The organism is Klebsiella sp. GN_Kp190, from assembly GCF_040061795.1.
Classification (GTDB): domain Bacteria; phylum Pseudomonadota; class Gammaproteobacteria; order Enterobacterales; family Enterobacteriaceae; genus Klebsiella; species Klebsiella michiganensis.
In genome coordinates, this window is record NZ_JBEAFN010000027.1 from 243,802 (window position 1) to 263,113 (window position 19,312).

Below are 19,312 nucleotides of genomic sequence, written 5' to 3' on the forward strand. Positions count from 1 at the left end.
TTTTCCAACGCTAAAGTTAAGTCTGAGGGTTAAAGTCAGGCTCAGGCAGACCGAGGTTTTCACGCAGCGTGCTGAATTCGTATTCTTCACGGAACAACCCACGGCGACGTAATTCAGGGATCACCAGCTCAACAAACAGCGAAAGCTGTTCCGGCATCACTGCAGGCATGATGTTGAAACCATCTGCTCCGCCTTCTTCCAGCCAGTGCTGGAAATCATCGGCGATATCTTCCGCCGTACCGACCAGCACGCGATGCCCACGCGAACCGGCAGCAATTGCGGCCAGTTCACGTAAGGTCAGATTTTCGCGATATGCCAGATCGGTCAGCAGTTTCACACGGCTCTGATTACCTTCACCGGCAGGCACATCCGGCACCGGCCCGTCGAGCGGAAACACGCTCAGATCCATATTAAAGCGAGTGGACAGCTGGCGGATGCCGTTATCAATATCCACCAGCGAATTCAGTTCGTGCCAGGTTTCGCGCGCCTCTTCCCGCGTGCGGCCGACAATGGGCATTACACCCGGCAAAATCAGCATATGCTCCGGATTACGTCCGGCCTCTTTCACCTGCTGTTTCTGCGCACGGTAAAATGTTTGCGCTTCTTCCAGCGTTGCGGCAGCGGTAAACACGACTTCGGCGGTGGCCGCTGCCAGTTTCTGGCCGTCAGCGGAAGAACCCGCTTCGATAATTACCGGACGCCCCTGCGGCGAACGGGTAATATTCAGCGGCCCCTGTACCTGAAAATACTTGCCCTGATGGTTCACCGGATTGATTTTCTCATTGACGAAATACTGACCGCTGGCATTGTCCGGCTGTACCGCCCCTTCCTGCCAGCCTTCCCACAGTTTGAACGTCACCTCGAGAAACTCATGCGCCACGGCGTAACGTTCGGCATGCGCGGGCATATCGTCACGGCTGAAATTACGCGCCACGTCCGTTGAAAACGACGTCACCACGTTCCACGCCGCCCGGCCGTGGCTGATGTGATCGAGAGAAGAAAAGCTGCGTGCCAGATTAAACGGATCGCTGAATGTCGTTGAAGCCGTGGCGGCCAGCCCGATATGGCGGGTTTGTACCGCCAGCGCCGACAGCAAGGTCAGCGGTTCAAGCCGCGCCATGGTGGACGGTAAACGGTAGACGCTGGTCGCCAGGGCATCGCCGATGAAGAACATATCGAATTTACCCTCTTCGGCTTTTCTGGCGATCCACGTCAGCCAGTCGATATCGGTCGGCGAACCGAGGTTTTCAGTTAAGCGCCAGCCACTGACGTGATGCCCGAGCGGCTGCACAAACAGACCAAGACGCAATTTACGCGTGTTTTCTGAAGAAGATGAAGAAGAGGTCATGGCGTTATCCCTGAGAATAATGATGAACTTCAGTTGCCCGCAGGGCTTTTTCGATATTTTCCGCTGCCACTGAGAACGGCAAACGGTCGGCATTTTCGGTGGAGAATTTCACTTCGCGGGCAATGGCCGCGATGATCGTGTCCCGGTCGCCATTCAGTGGCGGCAGTGCCAGCGGCGCGCCATATTCACGCAACAACCCCAGCAACTGCAGCTCCGGCTGGCCGTTATAGCTTTCCATCAGCGACTGCACCAGCAACCCGAAACCCACTTTCTCGCCGTGCAGCCAGTCATGCAATTCCGGCTGATGGGTGAAACGGTTGTGGATCGCGTGCGCCACGCCCGGCGCGGGGGTTTCATCGCGCATGCTGTTAGCCATACCTGCCACCGCGATATTAGCGTCGATAACTTTCATCAGCGCCGGCGTGACTTCATGACGGGCGTTGTCTTTCACCGCCTGAGCGCCATATTGTTCAAAGACGTCCACCGCCAGTTGTGCGGCCTGCACTTTCAGGTTCAGCGCCAGACTGTCGTCGCTTTTCTGTTTATACGGGCGGAATTCGTACCATTTAGCCAGCGCATCCACAATGCCTGCTTTGAGATAACGCACATCGTTTTGCGCAATCACATTCGTGTCGACCAGCAGCATAAGTGGCATACGCGACAATGGCTGGCTGCGCACATGCCCGCCGTGCTCATTATAAATGATGCTGACCGGCGACCAGGCGGCGCAGGTCGCGGCAACTGTCGGTATTGTCACCAGCCCGACGTCGGTCAGCAGGTTCGCCACCGCTTTGGCACAATCAAGCACCCGCCCACCGCCAATGCCCAGCACCAGCGTGGCGTTTTGTTCCCGCACGCTGACCAGATGTTTTTCGATAGCCGCATCGGTGCATTCCGTGGTGAGAAAATTGACCTGCCAGCGAATACCGGCTGCCTTCAGGCTGGTTTCCAGTTGCGGATTCACCGCCCGCCACGCTTTCGGGCTGGTGATGATCGCGATATCGGAGGAATGAACGGCAAGCAGCTCACCGGTACGTGAAAGCAGGCCGGGCTGATGATGATAGGTCTGCGGTGATTTTATGGCGAACACATCGATGCCCTGTATTTGTCGTCTGGTTAAAGAGAAACTGCCCGTAATTAAACAGGAATTTGATATGGGATATATTCAAGTGTTATTAAAAACATCCTACGAGAATTGAAAAAATTAACAAAGTGCTAAGTGGGGATCCTTATTAACTTATTCTCAATAGCATAGATTGATTTTTGCTATAGTCGATAAACCCCTTGCATGCTGTGCTGGATCAAAGAAATGATAGTGTCAGGCAGGGCTAATTTAACGCAATGAAAACAGACGCATCTGGCATCTTCCTATACCTGATACGCTATTTCGATGATTTGTTTTTAATTACGGCCTTAAAAACAACGTTAATTAACCCTTATATAAGAAGAGAGTATTATGTCCTCACATCCGATAGATTTTCTTTTACTTGGTAACAATTTTGGCACACCAGAAATGCGGGAAATCTGGTCAGAGCAAAATCGCCTGACACAGCAAATAAATGTCGAAGTTGCGCTGGCATTAGCCGAAGGTGAACTGGGTGTAATCCCGCAACAGGCCGCGCTGACCATTGCGGAGCTGGCCGATGCCGGCAAGCTGAATATTGAGGATATCGCCGCTTCTGGCTCGCAGATGAAGCATTCCCTGATGCCGGTGCTCAGCGCACTACAACAGCAATGTGGTGACGCAGGGGAATACATTCATTACGGCGCGACCACGCAGGATATCGTCGATACCGCCACCGTTTTACAGCTGGCACAAACCCTGAAAGCGATCGTCCGTGACAGTACCGCCGTGGCGAATGTGCTGAAATCTCTGGCGTGCGAGCATCAGTACACGCTGATGGCTGGCCGCACCCACGGCATGCAGGCGCTGCCGACCACATTTGGTTTTAAAGTCGCCGTCTGGCTGGATGAATTTATCCGCCATCTCGACCGCCTGGACACCATCACGCCGCGCCTGCTGACCGGCAATATCAGCGGAGCGATCAGTACCTACGCCGCACTGGGCGAAGCGGGTCCGGAAGTTGAACGCCGCACACTGGCGCGCCTGAACCTTAATACGCCGAATATCGGCTGGCAGGCCGCGCGTGACCGCTTTTCTGAATACGCCTCGGTGGCGGTGCTGATCAGCGGCACGCTGGGCAAAATTGGCAACGAACTTTACAACCTGATGCGCACCGAAATTAATGAAATCGAAGAACCATTCAGCAGTGGAAAAATCGGCTCCACCACCATGCCGCACAAACGCAATCCTGCAGCCCTCGAAGGTCTCGCCAGCCTGACCCAACCGTTGTTGCACAGCGCATCTCTGATTTATCAGTCAATGCACGTGGAGCATGAACGTGATGCGATGAGCTGGCGCGCCGAGTGGATCACACTGCCGGAAATCTCGATTTATCTCTCTGCCCAGCTGCAAAATGCCCAAGCGATTCTCTCCGGCCTGACGGTCAATAAAGCCCGTATGCTGGCGAATTTACAGATGCAGGACGGCCTGCTGCTGTCCGAAAAAGTGATGTTTGAGGTCGGTAAAAAACTCGGCAAACAAACTGCACATCATCTGGTGTATGACTGTGCCATGCAGGCGTTTGAAAAACGGCAATCATTTAAAACTGTTCTGCTTGCGCATCCGGTGCTGGCAGCCAGTATTACTGAACAGGATCTTGACTACTGGTTAGATCCGGCTCATTACACCGGCTGCGCCGCGCAAAAAGTCGATGACGTCATCCGTTTTGCCGTGCAGTCCGGTCATCTGAGTTCTCCTGAGGAGCACGGGTTATGACGCACCATTTCAGGCGTCTGACGCTGGATGATAAACACGATTATCTGGCGCTGATGCTGGCCGCCTACGCGCCGATTAAAGCGCTCGGGATTCAGTTTGATGCTGCCACCGCCGATCTGGCACGCGTGACGCAACATCTCGACGATCATGCGGTGTTTGCGCTGTTTGATGACCAGCGAATGGTCGCTTCTGTCACCTTGCGTTTCCCGTGGGGCGCAATACCGGGGCCGATGGGCCTGCCGCATATTGGCTGGTTCGGCACGCATCCGGACTACACCGGTCAGAGCCTCGGCAAAAAGCTGCTGGGCTGGCTGGAAGACAACATTCTGATCCGCGAACTGAAAGCCCCGGCATACTCCCTCGGCACCGCCACCAGCCATCCGTGGCTGCGCGACATGTACCTGAAACTGGGTTTTCAACCGGTCTTCGAAAGAGACCTCGGCAAAGGGCATATCACGCTGTACCTGAAAAAAATTCTCGATGAAAAAAGCCACACCCGCTGGCTGGAACGTCAGCCACCTACAGGAGTTTAAATGTCAGATATCACGCAAGACCATCAGCCTGTGGCGGCGTTCATTCAGGATTTCCGCCACCACATGCACCGCTATCCGGAACTGTCCAACGAAGAAGTTAACACCACCGCCAGCATCCGGGAGGCACTGGAGAAGTATCAAATCCGCGTGTTGGATTTGCCGCTCAAAACCGGTCTGGTAGCAGAAATTGGCGGCATCAATCCCGGTGAACTGGTGGTGCTACGTTCTGATATCGATGCTCTGCCAATTGAAGAACAATCCGGCGTGGATTACACCTCGCAAAATCCCGGTGTGATGCACGCCTGCGGCCACGATTTCCACACCTCGGCGGCGCTCGGCGCGGCGATTTTGCTGAAAGCGCAGGAAGAGTCGCTTTCCGGCACGGTGCGCATACTGTTTCAGGCGGCGGAAGAAACCGGTCACGGAGCCCCGGCGCTGATTGATACCGGCGCGCTCGATAACGCCGCCGTCATTTTCGGCATTCATAACGATCCCTCTTTGCCGGTCGGCGTTATCGGCAGCAAAGACGGCGCATTAACAGCGGGCGTGGATCGCTTTGCGATCGCCATTTCCGGTACCGGCAGCCACGCGGCACGTCCGCACGAAGGCAACGACCCGATTATTATCGCCGGACAGGTGATTTCCGCACTGCAAACCCTGATCGCCCGCAACGTGCCGTCCGCACACAACGCGGTGATATCCATCACTCAGGTTCACAGTGGCAGTACCTGGAACGTAATCCCGGATTCCGCCTGGCTGGAAGGCACTGTCCGCACCTTTAATCAGGATACACGAGAACTGATCGAGCGCCGTTTCCGGCAGGTTCTCGCAGGCATCGCTGCGGCATTTGATACCGACATCAGCCTGGACTGGCAGCCAGGCCCGCCGTCAGTGGTCAATACGGCTAAGTGGGTGGATTTCGCGCTGGCGCGAGGCGAAGGCTCCGGCTTCGAAGCCCGTCGCGTTGAAGCCAGCCCGATTGGCGAAGACTTCGCGTTCTATCAGCAAAAATTACCCGGCGCGTTCATCATGATCGGCTCCGGTGGTCCTTACGCGCTGCATCATCCGCAATTTCGCGTTGACGATCGCGCCCTGTTTCCGACTGCACATTACCTGTCGCAACTGGCGGTACAGGCACTGCAAACGCTGAGTGCGGAAATTCTCAGCAAAGAAAAAAAAGATTGAATAAGCAGAGACATTTTTCGGCGCAATGACTTCGTCAGCAAGCCATGATCATTTTTACCGGGTGGGGAATGCCCAATATCGGGCATTTCTTTCTGGCGCTGGATACGGCCGCGTTTGGTGATCCCGATGTGTTTAGTTTCAGACGCCCTTCTGGCGCAATTGCATGCTCTTTGCGAGCGTGAACATTTCGTTGATTTATTATCTCCGGTCATTCGGGCCTGAAGCGGGAAATACACCTATGACATTAACGCAGTCGCTGGCGAAACTTATCGTCAGTTCATCCCCTACTCCAGCCGCTCATGAGGCAGCCCGCGAAGGGTTACTGGATTTTCTGGCGGTTACCCTGCCGGTTTTACGCGGCGATTTACCCGATGCAGGGCTGAACAGTTTGCATCAGGTTTACCGCGCTGGCGATCGGGCCACCCACGCGTTACTGCTCGGATATGCCGGTCACGCGCTGGATTTTGATGATTTCCATCCCGACTTTCGCGGCCATCCCGGCGTGGTGATTTTGCCCGCGCTGTTGGCGCTGGCCTCACAACGGCCAGACATCAGCGGCGGGCAGTTTCTCGATGCGTACGTGACCGGCGTGGAAATGGCCGGACGCCTCGGGCTGGCCGCCGGTTCTCAGCATTACAAACTCGGTTTTCACAATACCGCCACGCTCGGCACGATTGCGGCCTCCGCTGCCTGTGCGCGGCTGGTGGATGCCACTGAACGGCAAACGGCGTTGATTCTGGGTTTAGCGGCGACGCAGTCCGCAGGGTTACGTGCGCAGTTCGGTAGTGACGTCAAACCGCTGCACGCCGGGCTGGCGGCTCAGACCGCCGTCATTGCCACACAGCTGACGCTGGCAGGCTTTCACGGCCAGGCAGACAACGTGCTTGACAGCTTTTTATCGGCTTACTGCGCCGGTCAGCAACAGCCGGAAAAACTCATTTCAGACTGGGGCGCGCCGTGGCGGATTGTCTCGCCCGGTCTGGAATTCAAACCCTATCCGACCTGCGGTGGCACGCACAGCGCTGCCGATGCCGCGCGGACTATTCGTTATGACTGGCTGCAAACCGGTCAAGGCACAGATGCACTGATCGGCGCCATCGAACGGATAGAGGTGTCTTTCCCGCCGGGCGGTGATATTGCGGCGTCGGTACGAAAACCGGCAACCGGCGTTGAAGCGCGGTTCAGCCTGGAATACGTGATTGCAGCCTGTCTGCTGCGCGGAGACTTACGCTTAGAGGATTTCACCCCGCAAGCGGTGGAAGCCGACATTGCCGCACTGGCAGAGCGTGTCTCGCGTTGCCCGGATTTCTCCGCACCGCCGGACGAGCTGAACCCCGCTGCGCGTTTTCATCAGGTGACGGTATTCCTGCGCGACGGCACCCTGCTGCAACGGCGTTTCACCCGTCAGCAAAGTCTGGCGATCCCGTTTGATTTGCCGGCGAAACTGCGCACCTGTTTGCCGGATTTCACTGACGCACAGCGGACAGAAATCGTGGCACTGAGCAGGCTGGAAAGCCGCGACAGTCTGCCACGGCTTGCAGAGATATTGTTTGGGAAACGGGTTAAGGAATAACGTTATAAAACAGTCGACAGAAAATGGCGGACACGGACGTTCTCCGTTTCATCCAGCACGCTTTTCGTCGGCCCTGACGCCACAATTTTTCCGCCCTCCATAAAAATGACATTATCCGCCACTTCACGTGCAAAGCCGATTTCGTGGGTGACGATCACCATCGTTATCCCTGAATGCGCCAGCTTTTTGATCACCTGCAACACTTCGCCCACCAGTTCGGGATCCAGCGCGGAGGTCGGTTCATCGAATAACATCACTTCCGGGTCCATCGCCAGCGCACGGGCAATTGCCACGCGTTGTTGCTGGCCACCGGAAAGCTGCTGAGGCCAGTCATCTTCGCGGTTGTCTAAGCCGACCTGCCGGAGCAACGCGCGGGCTTTACTGACTACCTGCTGACGGTTTTGCTTCTTCACCCGCAGCGGTGCATCGATAATATTTTGCAAAACCGTACGGTGCGGAAACAGGTTAAATTGCTGAAACACCATGCCGGTACGGCTGCGCTGTGCGGCAATTTTGCGGCTGCTCAGTTCATACAGCGCGGAACCTTTCTGCTGATAACCGACCAGTTCACCTCCGATACGGATTGTGCCGCCATCGAGTTTTTCAAGATGATTGATACAGCGCAGCAAGGTGGATTTCCCTGAACCAGAAGGCCCGAGGATCACCGTGACCGAACCGGCCGGAATATCGAGGCTGATTTCATCCAGTATGGTATTACCGGAGAAACGCTTGGTGACTTTGCGAAATTCAATGGCCTCACCCATGGCTGGTTTCTCCTGCGCTGAGACTGACGGTGCTGACCGTGCGGGCTGCGCCGGTTTTCGTGACTTTACGTTTTACCTTCCTGTGGCTGCTGCGGCTGAAATGTCGTTCGACGTAATACTGAATCACCGACAGCAACGACGTCAGCAACAGGTACCATAATGTGGCGACCAGCAGCAGCGGGATCACTTCATAGGTGCGCTGATAAATAATCTGCGCCGAGAACAGCACATCCTGTAATGAAATCACCGAAACGACCGCGGTGGTTTTCAGCTGACCGATCACTTCATTCCCCGCAGGAGGCAGAATAGCCCGCATCGCCTGCGGCAAAATGGTGTGGCGGAATATCTGTGACGGGCGGTAACCCAGGGCGCGTGCCGCCTCGACTTGCCCGGTGCCGACGCTCTGAATACCGGCGCGGATAATCTCTGCGGCATAGGCAGACTGATGCATGACTAATGCAATCACGGCGGCGCTGAACGGGCTAATCAGTGAGTTCGCGGAAGCGCTCCAGATTTCACCTGCCCACGGCAGAGAAATCGAAATATTCGGGTAAAGCGCGGCAATGTTGTACCAGAGAAACAACTGGACCAGCATCGGCACCCCCCGGAAAAACCAGGTATAACCCCAGCTGACAGCGACCAGCACCGGATTGGATGACAGGCGCATCAGCGCAAGAACCGTGCCGCCTGCAAAACCAAAAACCACGGAAATTGCGGTCAACTGCAACGTCATCAGTACGCCCTGAATGATTGACGGACCGGTAAAGTTTTCGGCGATTACCGACCATTCAAAACGCGGATTGCTGAGCATGGAGTTCCCCATAGCCAGCAATATCAGCAATACGATCAGGGCGCTTATCCAGCGCCCGATATATTTTTTACCGACGATCCGTAGTTCTTCCGCCTGCTGATCGTGTGTTTCACTGCTCATCCGAAAATCTCTTCATTACGTTTTGACTCTTTGACTGCGCCAAAACCGATGGACCATTTATCGAGGATCTGCTGGTAAGTGCCGTCTTTGATCAGCGAGTTCAGGGATGCCTGCACCGCCTCTTCCAGCCCCGACTGTTTAGGGAACGCCACAGATACAGGCGCATCATCCACATGAATGGTGCCGGTCAGCGTCAGCGGTTTGACCTGACTAACCTGATACGTCAGACCTTCATACGGGCCGAAGAACATCGGTACCCGACCGCTGACCACGGCCTGTACGCCTGAAGGGCGATCCGGGAATACGGCAATCTTGATCGGGGGTTTACCGGCATCAGTACAAATTTTGCTGGCCGCTTCAAGGCGCCCGATCTGCGTAGTACCCGCTCCTGCGCCCACTTCCTGCCCGCACACGGCGTCAAAAGAGGTAAATGGCGCAATGTTTGCGTCTTTACGCGAGATCACCCCCAGGCGCGACGCATCGTAATAACTGACGAAATCGACCTGCTCGAGACGTTTTTTGGTGGCATTGATATTGGATAGCGCGACGTCATAGCGACCGGATTTCAGCCCCGGAATGATGTTGTCGAAACCGCCGGTATCCTGCCAGCGCACTTCCACACCGAGCCTTGCCGCCACGGCATTCATCACATCAATCTCACGCCCGGCGAGCGTTTTATTGTCTTCCTGGAAAAAAGTGGTTGGCGGAGTATTCGGATTAGTACCTGCAACAATATATCCGCGTTTGGCGATGTCCGCCGGAAGCTTACTTTTCAGCGCATCATCAGCGGTGACATGAAAGGTGGTCGAAGACGGAACAACCTGCTCCGCAGCCCATGCAGAAGAGAGATTTCCGGCAATCAGCAAAGGGAGCAGTAATTTAGATAACGTCATAAAGAAGCCTTTTCCTGGTTAAAAGCTGTGAAAACCACAAAAGAGGTGCGGTAAAAGAGGCAAGGCCATCAGAGGGGTTTTATCATTTATAGAGCAACACCCGCCCTGCCTTAGACCTGATTTTGCGGGCATATACCTTTTATTGACAAATGAGAAAAAGAGATAAAGATTTCGAAAAAGTGGGAAAGTCAGGGGCAGACTTAAGGGCTCTTTTAATTCAAATTCAATGTCCACACCGTGGGCTTGCCGCCCACACTGGCCCAAAGGGTTGGCAGACTGATACGCGCCAATTATCGTATGAACCCTGACCGGATTTAACGCCTCAAAATCAGAAAGTTAGTACCATCCGAAAAACGCTGCTAATAGCATCCTGCCGCCACGCACTCATCCTGGTCAAACGCGCGTCATGGCTTCATCACGATCCGGCCAAGCGGTTTCGCTGTCTCAGCAAATTCGTGGGCCGCGGCAGCGTTAGCCAGGGGGAAGATGCGGTCAATGACAACCGTGACGCGCCCTGCTGCTACAGCCTGCAGCATGTCGTCCACGCTTGTTCGAACTCCATGCCTTGCAAAAAGAGGTCCCATGAATACCCCCATGAGCGTCTGGTTAGACTGCATTGCCGGCCATAAGTCGACAGTCAGACTGTTGCCGCCGGCATTACCGACGAAGACCAGACGTCCTTCCGGAGCGAGTGCAGAAAGCGAAACAGGCAACGTCGTCCCCACCGGATCGATGACGAGGTCAACACCGGTACCATGGGTGTACTGTCGGACACTGTCCACGATGTTATCCTTTGTACGATCCACAACATGATCGGCACCAAGTTCACGCAACCGACCTCGTCGCTGCGTTCCGCTTACCACGGCGATGACCGTTGCGCCTGCTTGTGAGGCAAGCTGAACGGCCGCGAGCCCCACGCCACCCGCTGCGGCCTGAATAAGAACGGTTTCTCCCTGCCGGAGCATGCCTCGCGTGAAAAGGCAATGATGCGCGGTTCCAAATGAAATCGGCAATGCCGCCGCTTCTGCCATTCCCACCCCATCGGGTATAAGCCAGGTGCGTTCCGCGGGCACAGCCCAACGTTCCGCATGCGATCCCTGCATGTGAAAAGCAGCGACTCTGTCCCCAACCGTACGGCTTCGGACTTTCGATCCGACGGCAACAACTGTGCCCGCGGCCGCGTAGCCAACGATCCATGAAGGAAGCGGCGGCGGCGTTGAACGGCGGTTGATCAAATCGCCACCCTCAATTGAGATAGCCTCGACAGAAATCAGAATGTCGTCGGGCCCTGTGACCGGCTCCGGGACATCGACATATTTCAGGACGCCGGGAGCGCCTTCCACGTCATAGACCGCTGCTTTCATAAATTTTCCTCTGTCTTATCTTTTGACTGGCGGAAAGCCCCGTCACGCGCAGGGCAGCCTGGCAATCACCTTAATCTCAAACTGGAATCCGTAAAGCCACGTCACGCCGATCCCGGTCAACGTAGGGTAAGGCGCTTCCCCCCAATATTCTGGCAGGATACTCCAGATAGCGTCGAGATTTGACTCGGGATCGACGACAAAGAGGGTCACGTCAACCACGTCACCGAACGTGCAGCCCGCAGCCGCGAGAACAGCATTGAGATTATTGAATGCCAGCCTGACCTGCGCTTTTAGATCGGGCTCAGGCGAACCATCCTCGCGGCTACCAACCTGCCCGGAAACGAACAAGAAACCATTGGATTTGATGGCCGGTGAATAGCGATTGCGCTCATAGAGCGCCTGCCGACCGAGGGGAAAAACGGCTTCGCGTGCTGTCATGTTTGTACCTCTGCAATGGGGCAAAATCAGCCCGGTGAACGTAAAGGCACTTTACAGGTGCGGGATCGGGCGGATAAACAAGCGACTTTGTCCATCATTGTTTGTAAAATCCAAACAATCGGTGAAAAGGGGGGGTAAGGAATGGATCGTTTCGATGCGATGCGCGCCTTTGCTCGCGTGGTGGAAGCAGGGAGCTTCACAAAGGCTGCCCAAACGCTTCATATGAGTAAAACCACGGTGACGCAGCTCATTCAGCAGCTGGAAGCGCGCCTGCGCGTCAAGTTGCTCCATCGCACCACCCGCAGGCTCGGCGTGACTGCCGATGGCGCGGTCTACTACGAGCGCGTCATCCGCCTGCTGGCGGACATGGAGGATGCTGAAAACAGCCTGTCCAGTGCGGCGATGACCCCCAGGGGACGGCTACGGGTGGATGTGCCCAGTCCGCTGGCCCGCCTCGTCCTGGTACCGGCGCTACCGGCTTTCCACGCGCGCTACCCTGACATCCAGTTCGACATGGGCGTCAGCGACCGGGTGGTGGACCTGATCGGCGACAACGTGGATTGCGTCCTGCGCGGTGGCGACATCAACGACCAGTCCCTGATCGCGCGCCATGTCGGCGATTTGCAAATCGGCGTCTACGCCGCCCCTGGCTATGCGGAACGCCTTGGCGCCCCTGCGCACCCGCGAGAGCTGGAAAACACCGACCATCGCATAGTGGGATTCTTGTCCTCGCGCACCGGTAAGATTGATCCTCTGGTCCTGCGCAGTGGGAGTGAACATATTGAAATCACAGGCCGCTATGTACTTGCCGTGGATGATGGCAACGCTTACCTCGAAGCGGGGCTCGCTGGCTTAGGTGTGATTGCGCTGCCAACCTATATGGCGGCAAAACATAGGGCCAGTGGCGCTTTAATTCCATTATTTGAACAATGGCGTATCAGTCCAATGCCATTGTACCTGGCGTTTCCGCCAAACCGCCATGTCAACGCCAAACTGCGTGTTTTTATTGATTGGATCGTTGAATTGATGCAGCAGCATGTTCCCAATTCCAATAATAAGTAACGCCATCCCGGTCAGAGGATCCCTGTTTAAGAAACCCGGCAGCCATCGCGCAGCCGGGATCACCCCCTGCGGTGCCAGCGCAGCGCGTCGACCACCAGCGTAAACGCCGCCGGAAGATGCTGTCGGCCCGGGTAGTAAAGATAGTATCCCGGGAAATGAGGGCACCAGTCGGCAAGTAGCGGTACCAGTTCCCCCGTGGCGATATATTTCGCCGCTAAGTCGTGAGGAACATAGGCAATCCCTGCTCCGTCCAGCGCGGCCTGAATCATCAGAAAGGTATTGTTAAAAACGGTTTGCCCATCAACGCGAACGCTGGTCTTTTGACTTCCCTTTTCAAACTCCCAGGCGTAAAGCGCGCCATGGGTGGGCAAACGCAAATTAACGCAGTTATGCGCCATCAGATCCTCAGGACGTCTTACTGCCGCCCTGCCGGCAAGATAAGCGGGGGCGGCAACCACCGCCATCTGCACATCGGGCGTGATGCGCACCGCAATCATGTCCTTATCCACCTGATCGCCCATCCGTACGCCGGCATCAAAACGCTGGGCGGCAATGTCGGTCAGCTCGTACCCGACGCTGAACTCAATATGAATATCCGGGTATTGCGTTAATAAAGGCCGCAGACGGGGCCACAGCACGGTGACGATGGCATGATCGTTGGCGGTAATGCGTACCGTTCCGGCGGGTTTATCTCGTGAAGCGCGCAGAGAAGCCAGTTCAGCTTCGATTTCATTCAGCCGCGGCGCCAGAACGGCCAGCAGACGGTTCCCGGCATCGGTTGGCGAAACGCTGCGCGTGGTGCGGATTAACAGCCTTACCCCGAGACGCGCTTCCAGAGCCAGCAGCGTATGGCTCAGCGCTGACCGGGAAACACCCAGAATCGCGGCCGCCCGGGTAAAGCTGCGCTCGTGAGCCACCGTGGCAAAAGCCTGCAGGTCGTTGAGTTTTTCTTTGCTCATCATTGGTGAATTTTGTGCACCAGTGTATTCATATTTGCGCATCTTATCATTTAATCAAACCTTCTCTACACTTTGTTCAACGAGTCGTAAGGGGCCGCTTAAAAGCCCGAAACTGAAATGTGGAGACATCATGAACCAACAATTTGACGGTAACGGTATCTTCCCCAGGGGGGAGAAAAACGAGGCCTATGCGCAGTATTTTCAGGGTACCAGCTACCTGAATATGCTCTCCACGGAAGGGGTCAATATCGGTAACGTGGTCTTCGAGCCCGGCTGCCGTAACCACTGGCATATCCATCATAAAGGCGGGCAAATTTTACTGGTGACCGGCGGTCGCGGCTGGTATCAGGAGTGGAATCAACCGGCGCGCGAGCTTACCGCTGGGGACGTCGTGAATATTCCCGCCGGCGTCAAGCACTGGCACGGCGCGGCCGCCGATAGCTGGTTTGCCCATATCGCCGTTGCCGTCCCTGCCGAAGGTGCGTCTAACGAATGGCTGGAGCCGGTCGCCGACGACGCCTATCGTCAACTGCCTTAAACATCGAAACAGCAGGGCTCGCCAGTTAATGCGCCCTGCTCTCATTCGGCGGTATGCGAAAATGCATCTTCGACTAATTGCCCGAGCCCCGGGGAAAACCGCTCATCGCCAGCAGCGCGCTTTGCAGCGAGGCGCTAAACATCTCCCCGTGAGATAGCCCGGGATAGGGCCACCAGTTGACCGCCACGCCATTTTTCTTGAGCAGGGAAACCGTCTGCAGAACGTTGCTCCGGATCTCTTCTGCCCCTGCGAAAGAGGCCCGCTGGGTCGCAACCGCCCCCTCCATCAGGTACAGGGACTTCCGGTTAAACGCATCCGCCTTCGCCGCGGCCATTTTTGCTAACAGCGAGGCGTTGCCCCGTCCCAGAGAAGGACTGGCAGAAAAATAGATTTGGAAGCGGGATGACGCCAGCCAGGCGTCAATGATGAATAATCCGCCATAGGAGTGCCCCCAGATAGCCCGCTGCTGAGGGTTGATAGCGATCCCGCGCTCAACTTTTTCCACGATTGTATTTTCTAATAGCTGGCGAAATGCCTCGCTGCCGCCGCTCTTCCGTCGGTCCCATCCGGCGTCGGCAGGATTCTCCTCTACTTTCGGCCGGTAGTCATAAGCGCGGGCGGGCTGATCGAAGGGCAAATTCGTTTGATAGCCGATGGCCACAATAACGGGCGGCGTTTTTTGCGTAAACGTCTCAAGCAGCGAGTCGGACAACCGGTCCATCACCGCGTTGCCGTCCAGGGCGTACAGAATCGGATACCCCTGCGCGGGCGGCGCCGCGTTCGGTATCGCCGTCCAGACCTTATAATGCCGTTCGCCATCAAGGGAATCGAAATAAGCAACGTTGAAGTGATAATACGCGGAGCCGCGGTCGGCGATATTCGGCCCCAGCGGGCGCATATCCGGCCTGGCGTAAGCGTTAATGCCATAAAGCGTGGAGACCAGCGCGGCGATAAAAATCCGCCCTTTCGGCGGAGAAGCAAAACAAAACTTGCGAAGCGACATCGGTTGATTGTTTCCAGCACACCCTTGGTAGTGATAATGATTGCTAATATCAATCTCAATTGCAAGCAACGAGGTTATCCCGGGAACGGCGCGTTGCGCCTGCCCGGGGAACCCATCATCACATCACGGGTAGCCCGGCTCGCTCTGCGCTTAGCCGGGCTACCGGGAATGCCGCGTTCTGCTCAATATCAGGCCGTACGCCATCTCCGGGTCAGCGGCTTCTCGACTTCCACAATCAGGAACATCACAAAACCGATAATAAAGGTGATAACCCAGTAGCGGAACGGCAGCGCTTCGGTACCAAACAGCATCTGCATAAACGGCGCGTAGATAATCAGCAGCTGCAGCACCAGCAGCACCCCGCTGACAATCCAGATCCCCCGGTTCGCCAGCAGCCCTTTACTCAGCGAGAAGCCGTCCGCCACCCGGCAGTTGAGCATATAGAACCACTGGGCGGTAACCAGCGTCTGCAGCAGCACCGTGCGGATAAACTCAGGCGAATAGCCGCGCGGCTGTAGCCAGGCTTCAAGCACAAAGGCGCTGACGGCAATCATCGAACCGACAAAAATCACCCGCCAGATAGCAAAGCCGTCCATTACGTGCAGTTTGGGATCGCGCGGCGGACGCCGCATGATGTTCTTCTCGCCCGCTTCGAACGCCAGGCCGAACGACAGCGTGGCGGAGGTCGCCATGTTCATCCACAGGATCAGCACCGGCGTCAGCGGAATTAAATTCCCCGCCAGCAGCGCGATAATGATCAACAGCCCCTGCGCCAGGTTGGTCGGCATAATGAAGAGAATGGTTTTCTTCAGGTTGTCGTATACCCGACGCCCTTCCCTGACGGCGCTGGCGATGGTGGCGAAATTATCGTCGGTCAGCACCATATCCGCGGCCTCTTTGGTCACTTCGGTGCCCTTAATCCCCATCGCGATACCGACATCGGCCTGCTTCAGCGCCGGGGCGTCGTTCACGCCGTCGCCGGTCATCCCGACCACCTCTTTCCTGCTTTGCAGCGCCTGCACCAGGCGGAATTTATCTTCCGGGCTGGTACGCGCGAAAATATCGAATTTCTGCGCCGCTTCGCTGAGCTGGGTATCGTCCATCACCTCCAGTTCTCTGCCGGTGATGGCGTTTTCCGCATTGCCGATCCCCAGCATCTTGCCGATGCTCATCGCGGTTTGCGGGTGGTCGCCGGTGATCATCTTCACGCGGATCCCGGCCTGCAGGCAGTCGCCGATCGCCGTAATCGCCTCCGGTCGCGGCGGATCCATCATCCCGGCAACCCCCAACAGAATGACGCCCTGCTGCAAATCCTCATGGCTAAGCTCCGTTTGCCCGTCGGCTGCCGGTTTCCACGCCGCCGCCACCATCCGCAGCCCTTCCCGCGCGTACTCTTCGATTTTCGCTTCCCAGTAAGGCTGATCGAGCGGCGCCAGGCCATGGTCGGTTTGCTGATGCTGACACAGACGGAACAGGACATCGGGCGCGCCGGTAATCAAAATCATCTCTTCATCGCCGATGCGGTACAGCGTCGACATATATTTATACTGTGAATCAAAGGGGATTTTGCTGCGCAGCTCGGTGTTGACCGTCGGGAGCGGGACTTTCGCCGCCAGCACCTTCAGCGCCCCTTCGGTCGGGCCGCCGGTAATTTTCCACAGCCCGCTTTCGTCTTTGATAAGCTGACTGTCGTTACACAGATCGATGGTGCGCAGATAGCGTTCCAGCAGCGTGCCGGGGACAACGGTTATCGGATCGGGCTCATCGATCGGATGAATATTCCCTACCGGTTCGTAGCTGTCGCCCTCTACGCGATAAACGTTATCAGCGGTAATAACGGCCTTCACCGTCATCTCGTTCATGGTCAGCGTTCCGGTTTTATCCGAGCAGATCACCGTCATCGCCCCAAGGGTTTCCACTGTGGGCAGCTTGCGGATAATCGCCTTCTGACGGGCCATGGTTTGCACGCCGAGCGAGAGGATTATCGAGATAATCGCCGGTAAACCCTCCGGCACCGACGCCACCGCGAGGCTAATCAACGACAGCATCAGCTCAGAAACCGGCATATCGCGGAACAGCAGGCTGAAGACAAACAGCGCGGCCATCATTACCAGAATGATGATAAAAATGGCTTTGCCGAGCTTATCCATTTGCACCAGCAGCGGCGTACGGTGTTTTTCGATATCCGACATCATCTGGTTAATATGGCCCAGCTCGGTATCGCCGCCGGTGGCGACCACCAGGCCTTTTCCGCCGCCCGAACTCACCGTGGTGCCGGAAAACAACAGATTGGTACGATCGCCTAGCGGCAGTTCGCCGCTGAGCGCCTCGGTGCTTTTCTCTACCACCGTCGATTCGCCGGTCAGAATCGCCTCTTCCACCCGCAGGTTATGCGCTTCGATCACCCGCAGGTCGGCGGGAATGCGATCGCCTGCGCGGATGACGACGATATCGCCGGGGACCAGAGCGGTTGTCGGGATCGTTTCATGGTTGCCCTGACGAATAACCACCGCCTCGCTGGAAAGCATGTTGCGAATGCTCTGAAGCGATTTTTCCGCATTGCTCTCCTGGATATGGCCGATCAGGGCGTTAATCACCGCCACGCCGAGGATCACCAGGGTATCCACCCAGTGCCCCATGACCGCCGTCAGCAGCGCCGCCGCCAGCAGCACATAGATCAGCACATCGTTAAAATGCGCCAGAAAGCGCAGCCACGCCGGCTTTCCCGCTTTTTGCGGCAGCGCATTTTCGCCATACTGCTGCAAACGCGTCGCCGCCTCGGCACCGCTGATACCCTCCGGGGTGCTGTTGGTGCTGGTCAGGGTTTCTTCTACGGAGAGCTGATAGAACGGGCCGCCCGGTTTTTCTTTATTCATAGTTATCTCCTCACTCCTGTAACGGAAATCAGGACAGCCTCAGGCCGCCCTTAACGCACCACAAAAACCGGAACATGGGCATAGCGAACGATTCCTGCCGCCTCCGACCCCAGCAGATGCGTCTGAATATTCGGGTTGCGCGAACCGATGATCACCACATCCGCTTTCAGTTCATCGGCCAGTTTGGTCACCTCATCGCGAATGTTGCCGCTGCGAATGTGAATCTGAATATCCTTTTCCGTCAGCGCGAGTTTCTTGATCAGCTCTGCCAGCTTTTCCTTAGCAGTATTAATTAGATAGTCCTCCATTTTTCGTGCATCGGAAATAAAACCGCGCGTCAGCACCGGAGAAAAAGAGGGAATGATGTGTACCAGATGAATCTGTCCCGAAGAGCTTTGCGCAAGGAATTGGGCGTGGGACAAGGCCTTGTCCGCCAGACCGATTTCAAAAACATCAACCGGCACGAGGATATTTTTATACATAGAGACAATCCTTTTATTACCTATAAAAAAAGGTGGTGAAAACAGCCCGGGCAATGGCGCTGAGGAAAAGTTCTCAAGAACAAAATCTGCAAGACGTGTAGGTATAATTAAACGTAGCACACCACGATAAACATTATTAAGTCGCCAATTAATATATTGAAAAATATCACAGAGTCAGGCGCAGCCAGACAATTCGACTACAAACCCGGTAAAATCGTCGCCATCGCCGTAATTTTTGCTCTTTTTAACATTTCCGTTTTACTACGACTATCCTCATTATCAGTGGCTTGTTCGCTTTCTGTCACCCCACAATAATTATTACGATAAGAATTTACTTAGCTAAGCGTTAGCGCTAAAGGAGGAACGATGTTCGGTTACAGTCTGTTTCGCCTGAGCCTGTTTATTGCCCTGGCAATAATCGCCTGTACGGCTACCGGTTTAATTACCTATTTCGTTGTCTCGGCCCTCGCTGAATAAAACCAGCGATTGTGAATAATATGTAAAACATAGCCTTTTACTTCGAG

The 19,312-nt window shown here is 55.7% G+C and carries 17 protein-coding genes; 6 read left to right on the plus strand and 11 right to left on the minus strand.

Annotated features, from left to right (window positions below):
- Nucleotides 1-16: 16 nt before the first annotated feature.
- Entirely contained in the window at nt 17-1,348 is a 1,332-nt protein-coding gene (locus tag ABLU67_RS16075; protein ID WP_025106093.1) for an LLM class flavin-dependent oxidoreductase, read from the minus strand.
- Nucleotides 1,349-1,352: 4 nt separating this feature from the next.
- Complete coding sequence (locus ABLU67_RS16080; RefSeq protein WP_048260960.1) at nt 1,353-2,438, minus strand: iron-containing alcohol dehydrogenase family protein; 1,086 nt, start codon at nt 2,436-2,438, stop codon at nt 1,353-1,355.
- Nucleotides 2,439-2,804: 366 nt separating this feature from the next.
- Here ABLU67_RS16080 and purB point away from each other — a divergent pair, with 366 nt between their 5' ends.
- From purB to ABLU67_RS16100, 4 genes are all read left to right on the plus strand, one after another.
- The gene (gene purB, locus ABLU67_RS16085) at nt 2,805-4,187 is read left to right on the plus strand and encodes an adenylosuccinate lyase (RefSeq protein WP_348852374.1); all 1,383 of its coding nucleotides are present in this window, start codon (nt 2,805-2,807) and stop codon (nt 4,185-4,187) included.
- Entirely contained in the window at nt 4,184-4,720 is a 537-nt protein-coding gene (locus ABLU67_RS16090; protein ID WP_064358829.1) for a GNAT family N-acetyltransferase, read from the plus strand. The genes purB and ABLU67_RS16090 overlap by 4 nt, the downstream gene beginning before the upstream one ends.
- On the plus strand, nt 4,721-5,905 hold the full coding sequence (locus ABLU67_RS16095; protein ID WP_064375751.1) for an amidohydrolase: 1,185 nt from the start codon (nt 4,721-4,723) through the stop codon (nt 5,903-5,905).
- A gap of 238 nt (nt 5,906-6,143) precedes the next feature.
- Complete coding sequence (locus ABLU67_RS16100) at nt 6,144-7,478, plus strand: MmgE/PrpD family protein (RefSeq protein WP_265800191.1); 1,335 nt, start codon at nt 6,144-6,146, stop codon at nt 7,476-7,478.
- Nucleotides 7,479-7,480: 2 nt separating this feature from the next.
- On the opposite strand, the gene ABLU67_RS16105 is transcribed toward ABLU67_RS16100, so the two are convergent.
- The 5 genes from ABLU67_RS16105 to ABLU67_RS16125 all read right to left on the minus strand — a co-directional run bounded on the left by ABLU67_RS16105 (nt 7,481) and on the right by ABLU67_RS16125 (nt 11,868).
- Nucleotides 7,481-8,242, minus strand: a complete 762-nt coding sequence (locus ABLU67_RS16105; protein ID WP_048260955.1) for an amino acid ABC transporter ATP-binding protein — start codon at nt 8,240-8,242, stop codon at nt 7,481-7,483.
- On the minus strand, nt 8,235-9,173 hold the full coding sequence (locus ABLU67_RS16110; protein WP_025106086.1) for an amino acid ABC transporter permease: 939 nt from the start codon (nt 9,171-9,173) through the stop codon (nt 8,235-8,237). Before ABLU67_RS16110 ends, ABLU67_RS16105 begins: the two co-directional genes overlap by 8 nt.
- The gene (locus ABLU67_RS16115) at nt 9,170-10,066 is read right to left on the minus strand and encodes an ABC transporter substrate-binding protein (RefSeq protein ID WP_025106085.1); all 897 of its coding nucleotides are present in this window, start codon (nt 10,064-10,066) and stop codon (nt 9,170-9,172) included. The genes ABLU67_RS16110 and ABLU67_RS16115 overlap by 4 nt, the downstream gene beginning before the upstream one ends.
- A gap of 404 nt (nt 10,067-10,470) precedes the next feature.
- On the minus strand, nt 10,471-11,430 hold the full coding sequence (locus ABLU67_RS16120) for a zinc-binding alcohol dehydrogenase family protein (protein WP_102803816.1): 960 nt from the start codon (nt 11,428-11,430) through the stop codon (nt 10,471-10,473).
- Between the two features lie 42 nt (nt 11,431-11,472).
- Nucleotides 11,473-11,868, minus strand: a complete 396-nt coding sequence (locus ABLU67_RS16125; protein WP_025106083.1) for a RidA family protein — start codon at nt 11,866-11,868, stop codon at nt 11,473-11,475.
- A 141-nt stretch (nt 11,869-12,009) separates the two neighbouring features.
- Here ABLU67_RS16125 and ABLU67_RS16130 point away from each other — a divergent pair, with 141 nt between their 5' ends.
- Nucleotides 12,010-12,930: a LysR family transcriptional regulator gene (locus ABLU67_RS16130; protein WP_182243024.1), complete on the plus strand. Its 921-nt coding sequence runs from the start codon at nt 12,010-12,012 to the stop codon at nt 12,928-12,930.
- 59 nt (nt 12,931-12,989) lie between these two features.
- On the opposite strand, the gene ABLU67_RS16135 is transcribed toward ABLU67_RS16130, so the two are convergent.
- On the minus strand, nt 12,990-13,892 hold the full coding sequence (locus ABLU67_RS16135; RefSeq protein WP_014229897.1) for a LysR family transcriptional regulator: 903 nt from the start codon (nt 13,890-13,892) through the stop codon (nt 12,990-12,992).
- 127 nt (nt 13,893-14,019) lie between these two features.
- On the opposite strand from ABLU67_RS16135, the gene ABLU67_RS16140 reads away from it, so the two are divergent.
- Entirely contained in the window at nt 14,020-14,427 is a 408-nt protein-coding gene (locus tag ABLU67_RS16140) for a cupin domain-containing protein (RefSeq protein ID WP_185220006.1), read from the plus strand.
- Between the two features lie 73 nt (nt 14,428-14,500).
- On the opposite strand, the gene ABLU67_RS16145 is transcribed toward ABLU67_RS16140, so the two are convergent.
- The 3 genes from ABLU67_RS16145 to ABLU67_RS16155 form a co-directional block, all read right to left on the minus strand.
- Nucleotides 14,501-15,430: an alpha/beta hydrolase-fold protein gene (locus ABLU67_RS16145; RefSeq protein WP_014838862.1), complete on the minus strand. Its 930-nt coding sequence runs from the start codon at nt 15,428-15,430 to the stop codon at nt 14,501-14,503.
- A 188-nt stretch (nt 15,431-15,618) separates the two neighbouring features.
- On the minus strand, nt 15,619-18,306 hold the full coding sequence (locus ABLU67_RS16150) for a cation-transporting P-type ATPase (protein WP_254539948.1): 2,688 nt from the start codon (nt 18,304-18,306) through the stop codon (nt 15,619-15,621).
- A 50-nt stretch (nt 18,307-18,356) separates the two neighbouring features.
- Nucleotides 18,357-18,788: a universal stress protein gene (locus tag ABLU67_RS16155; RefSeq protein WP_014229901.1), complete on the minus strand. Its 432-nt coding sequence runs from the start codon at nt 18,786-18,788 to the stop codon at nt 18,357-18,359.
- Between the last annotated feature and the right edge of the window lie 524 nt (nt 18,789-19,312).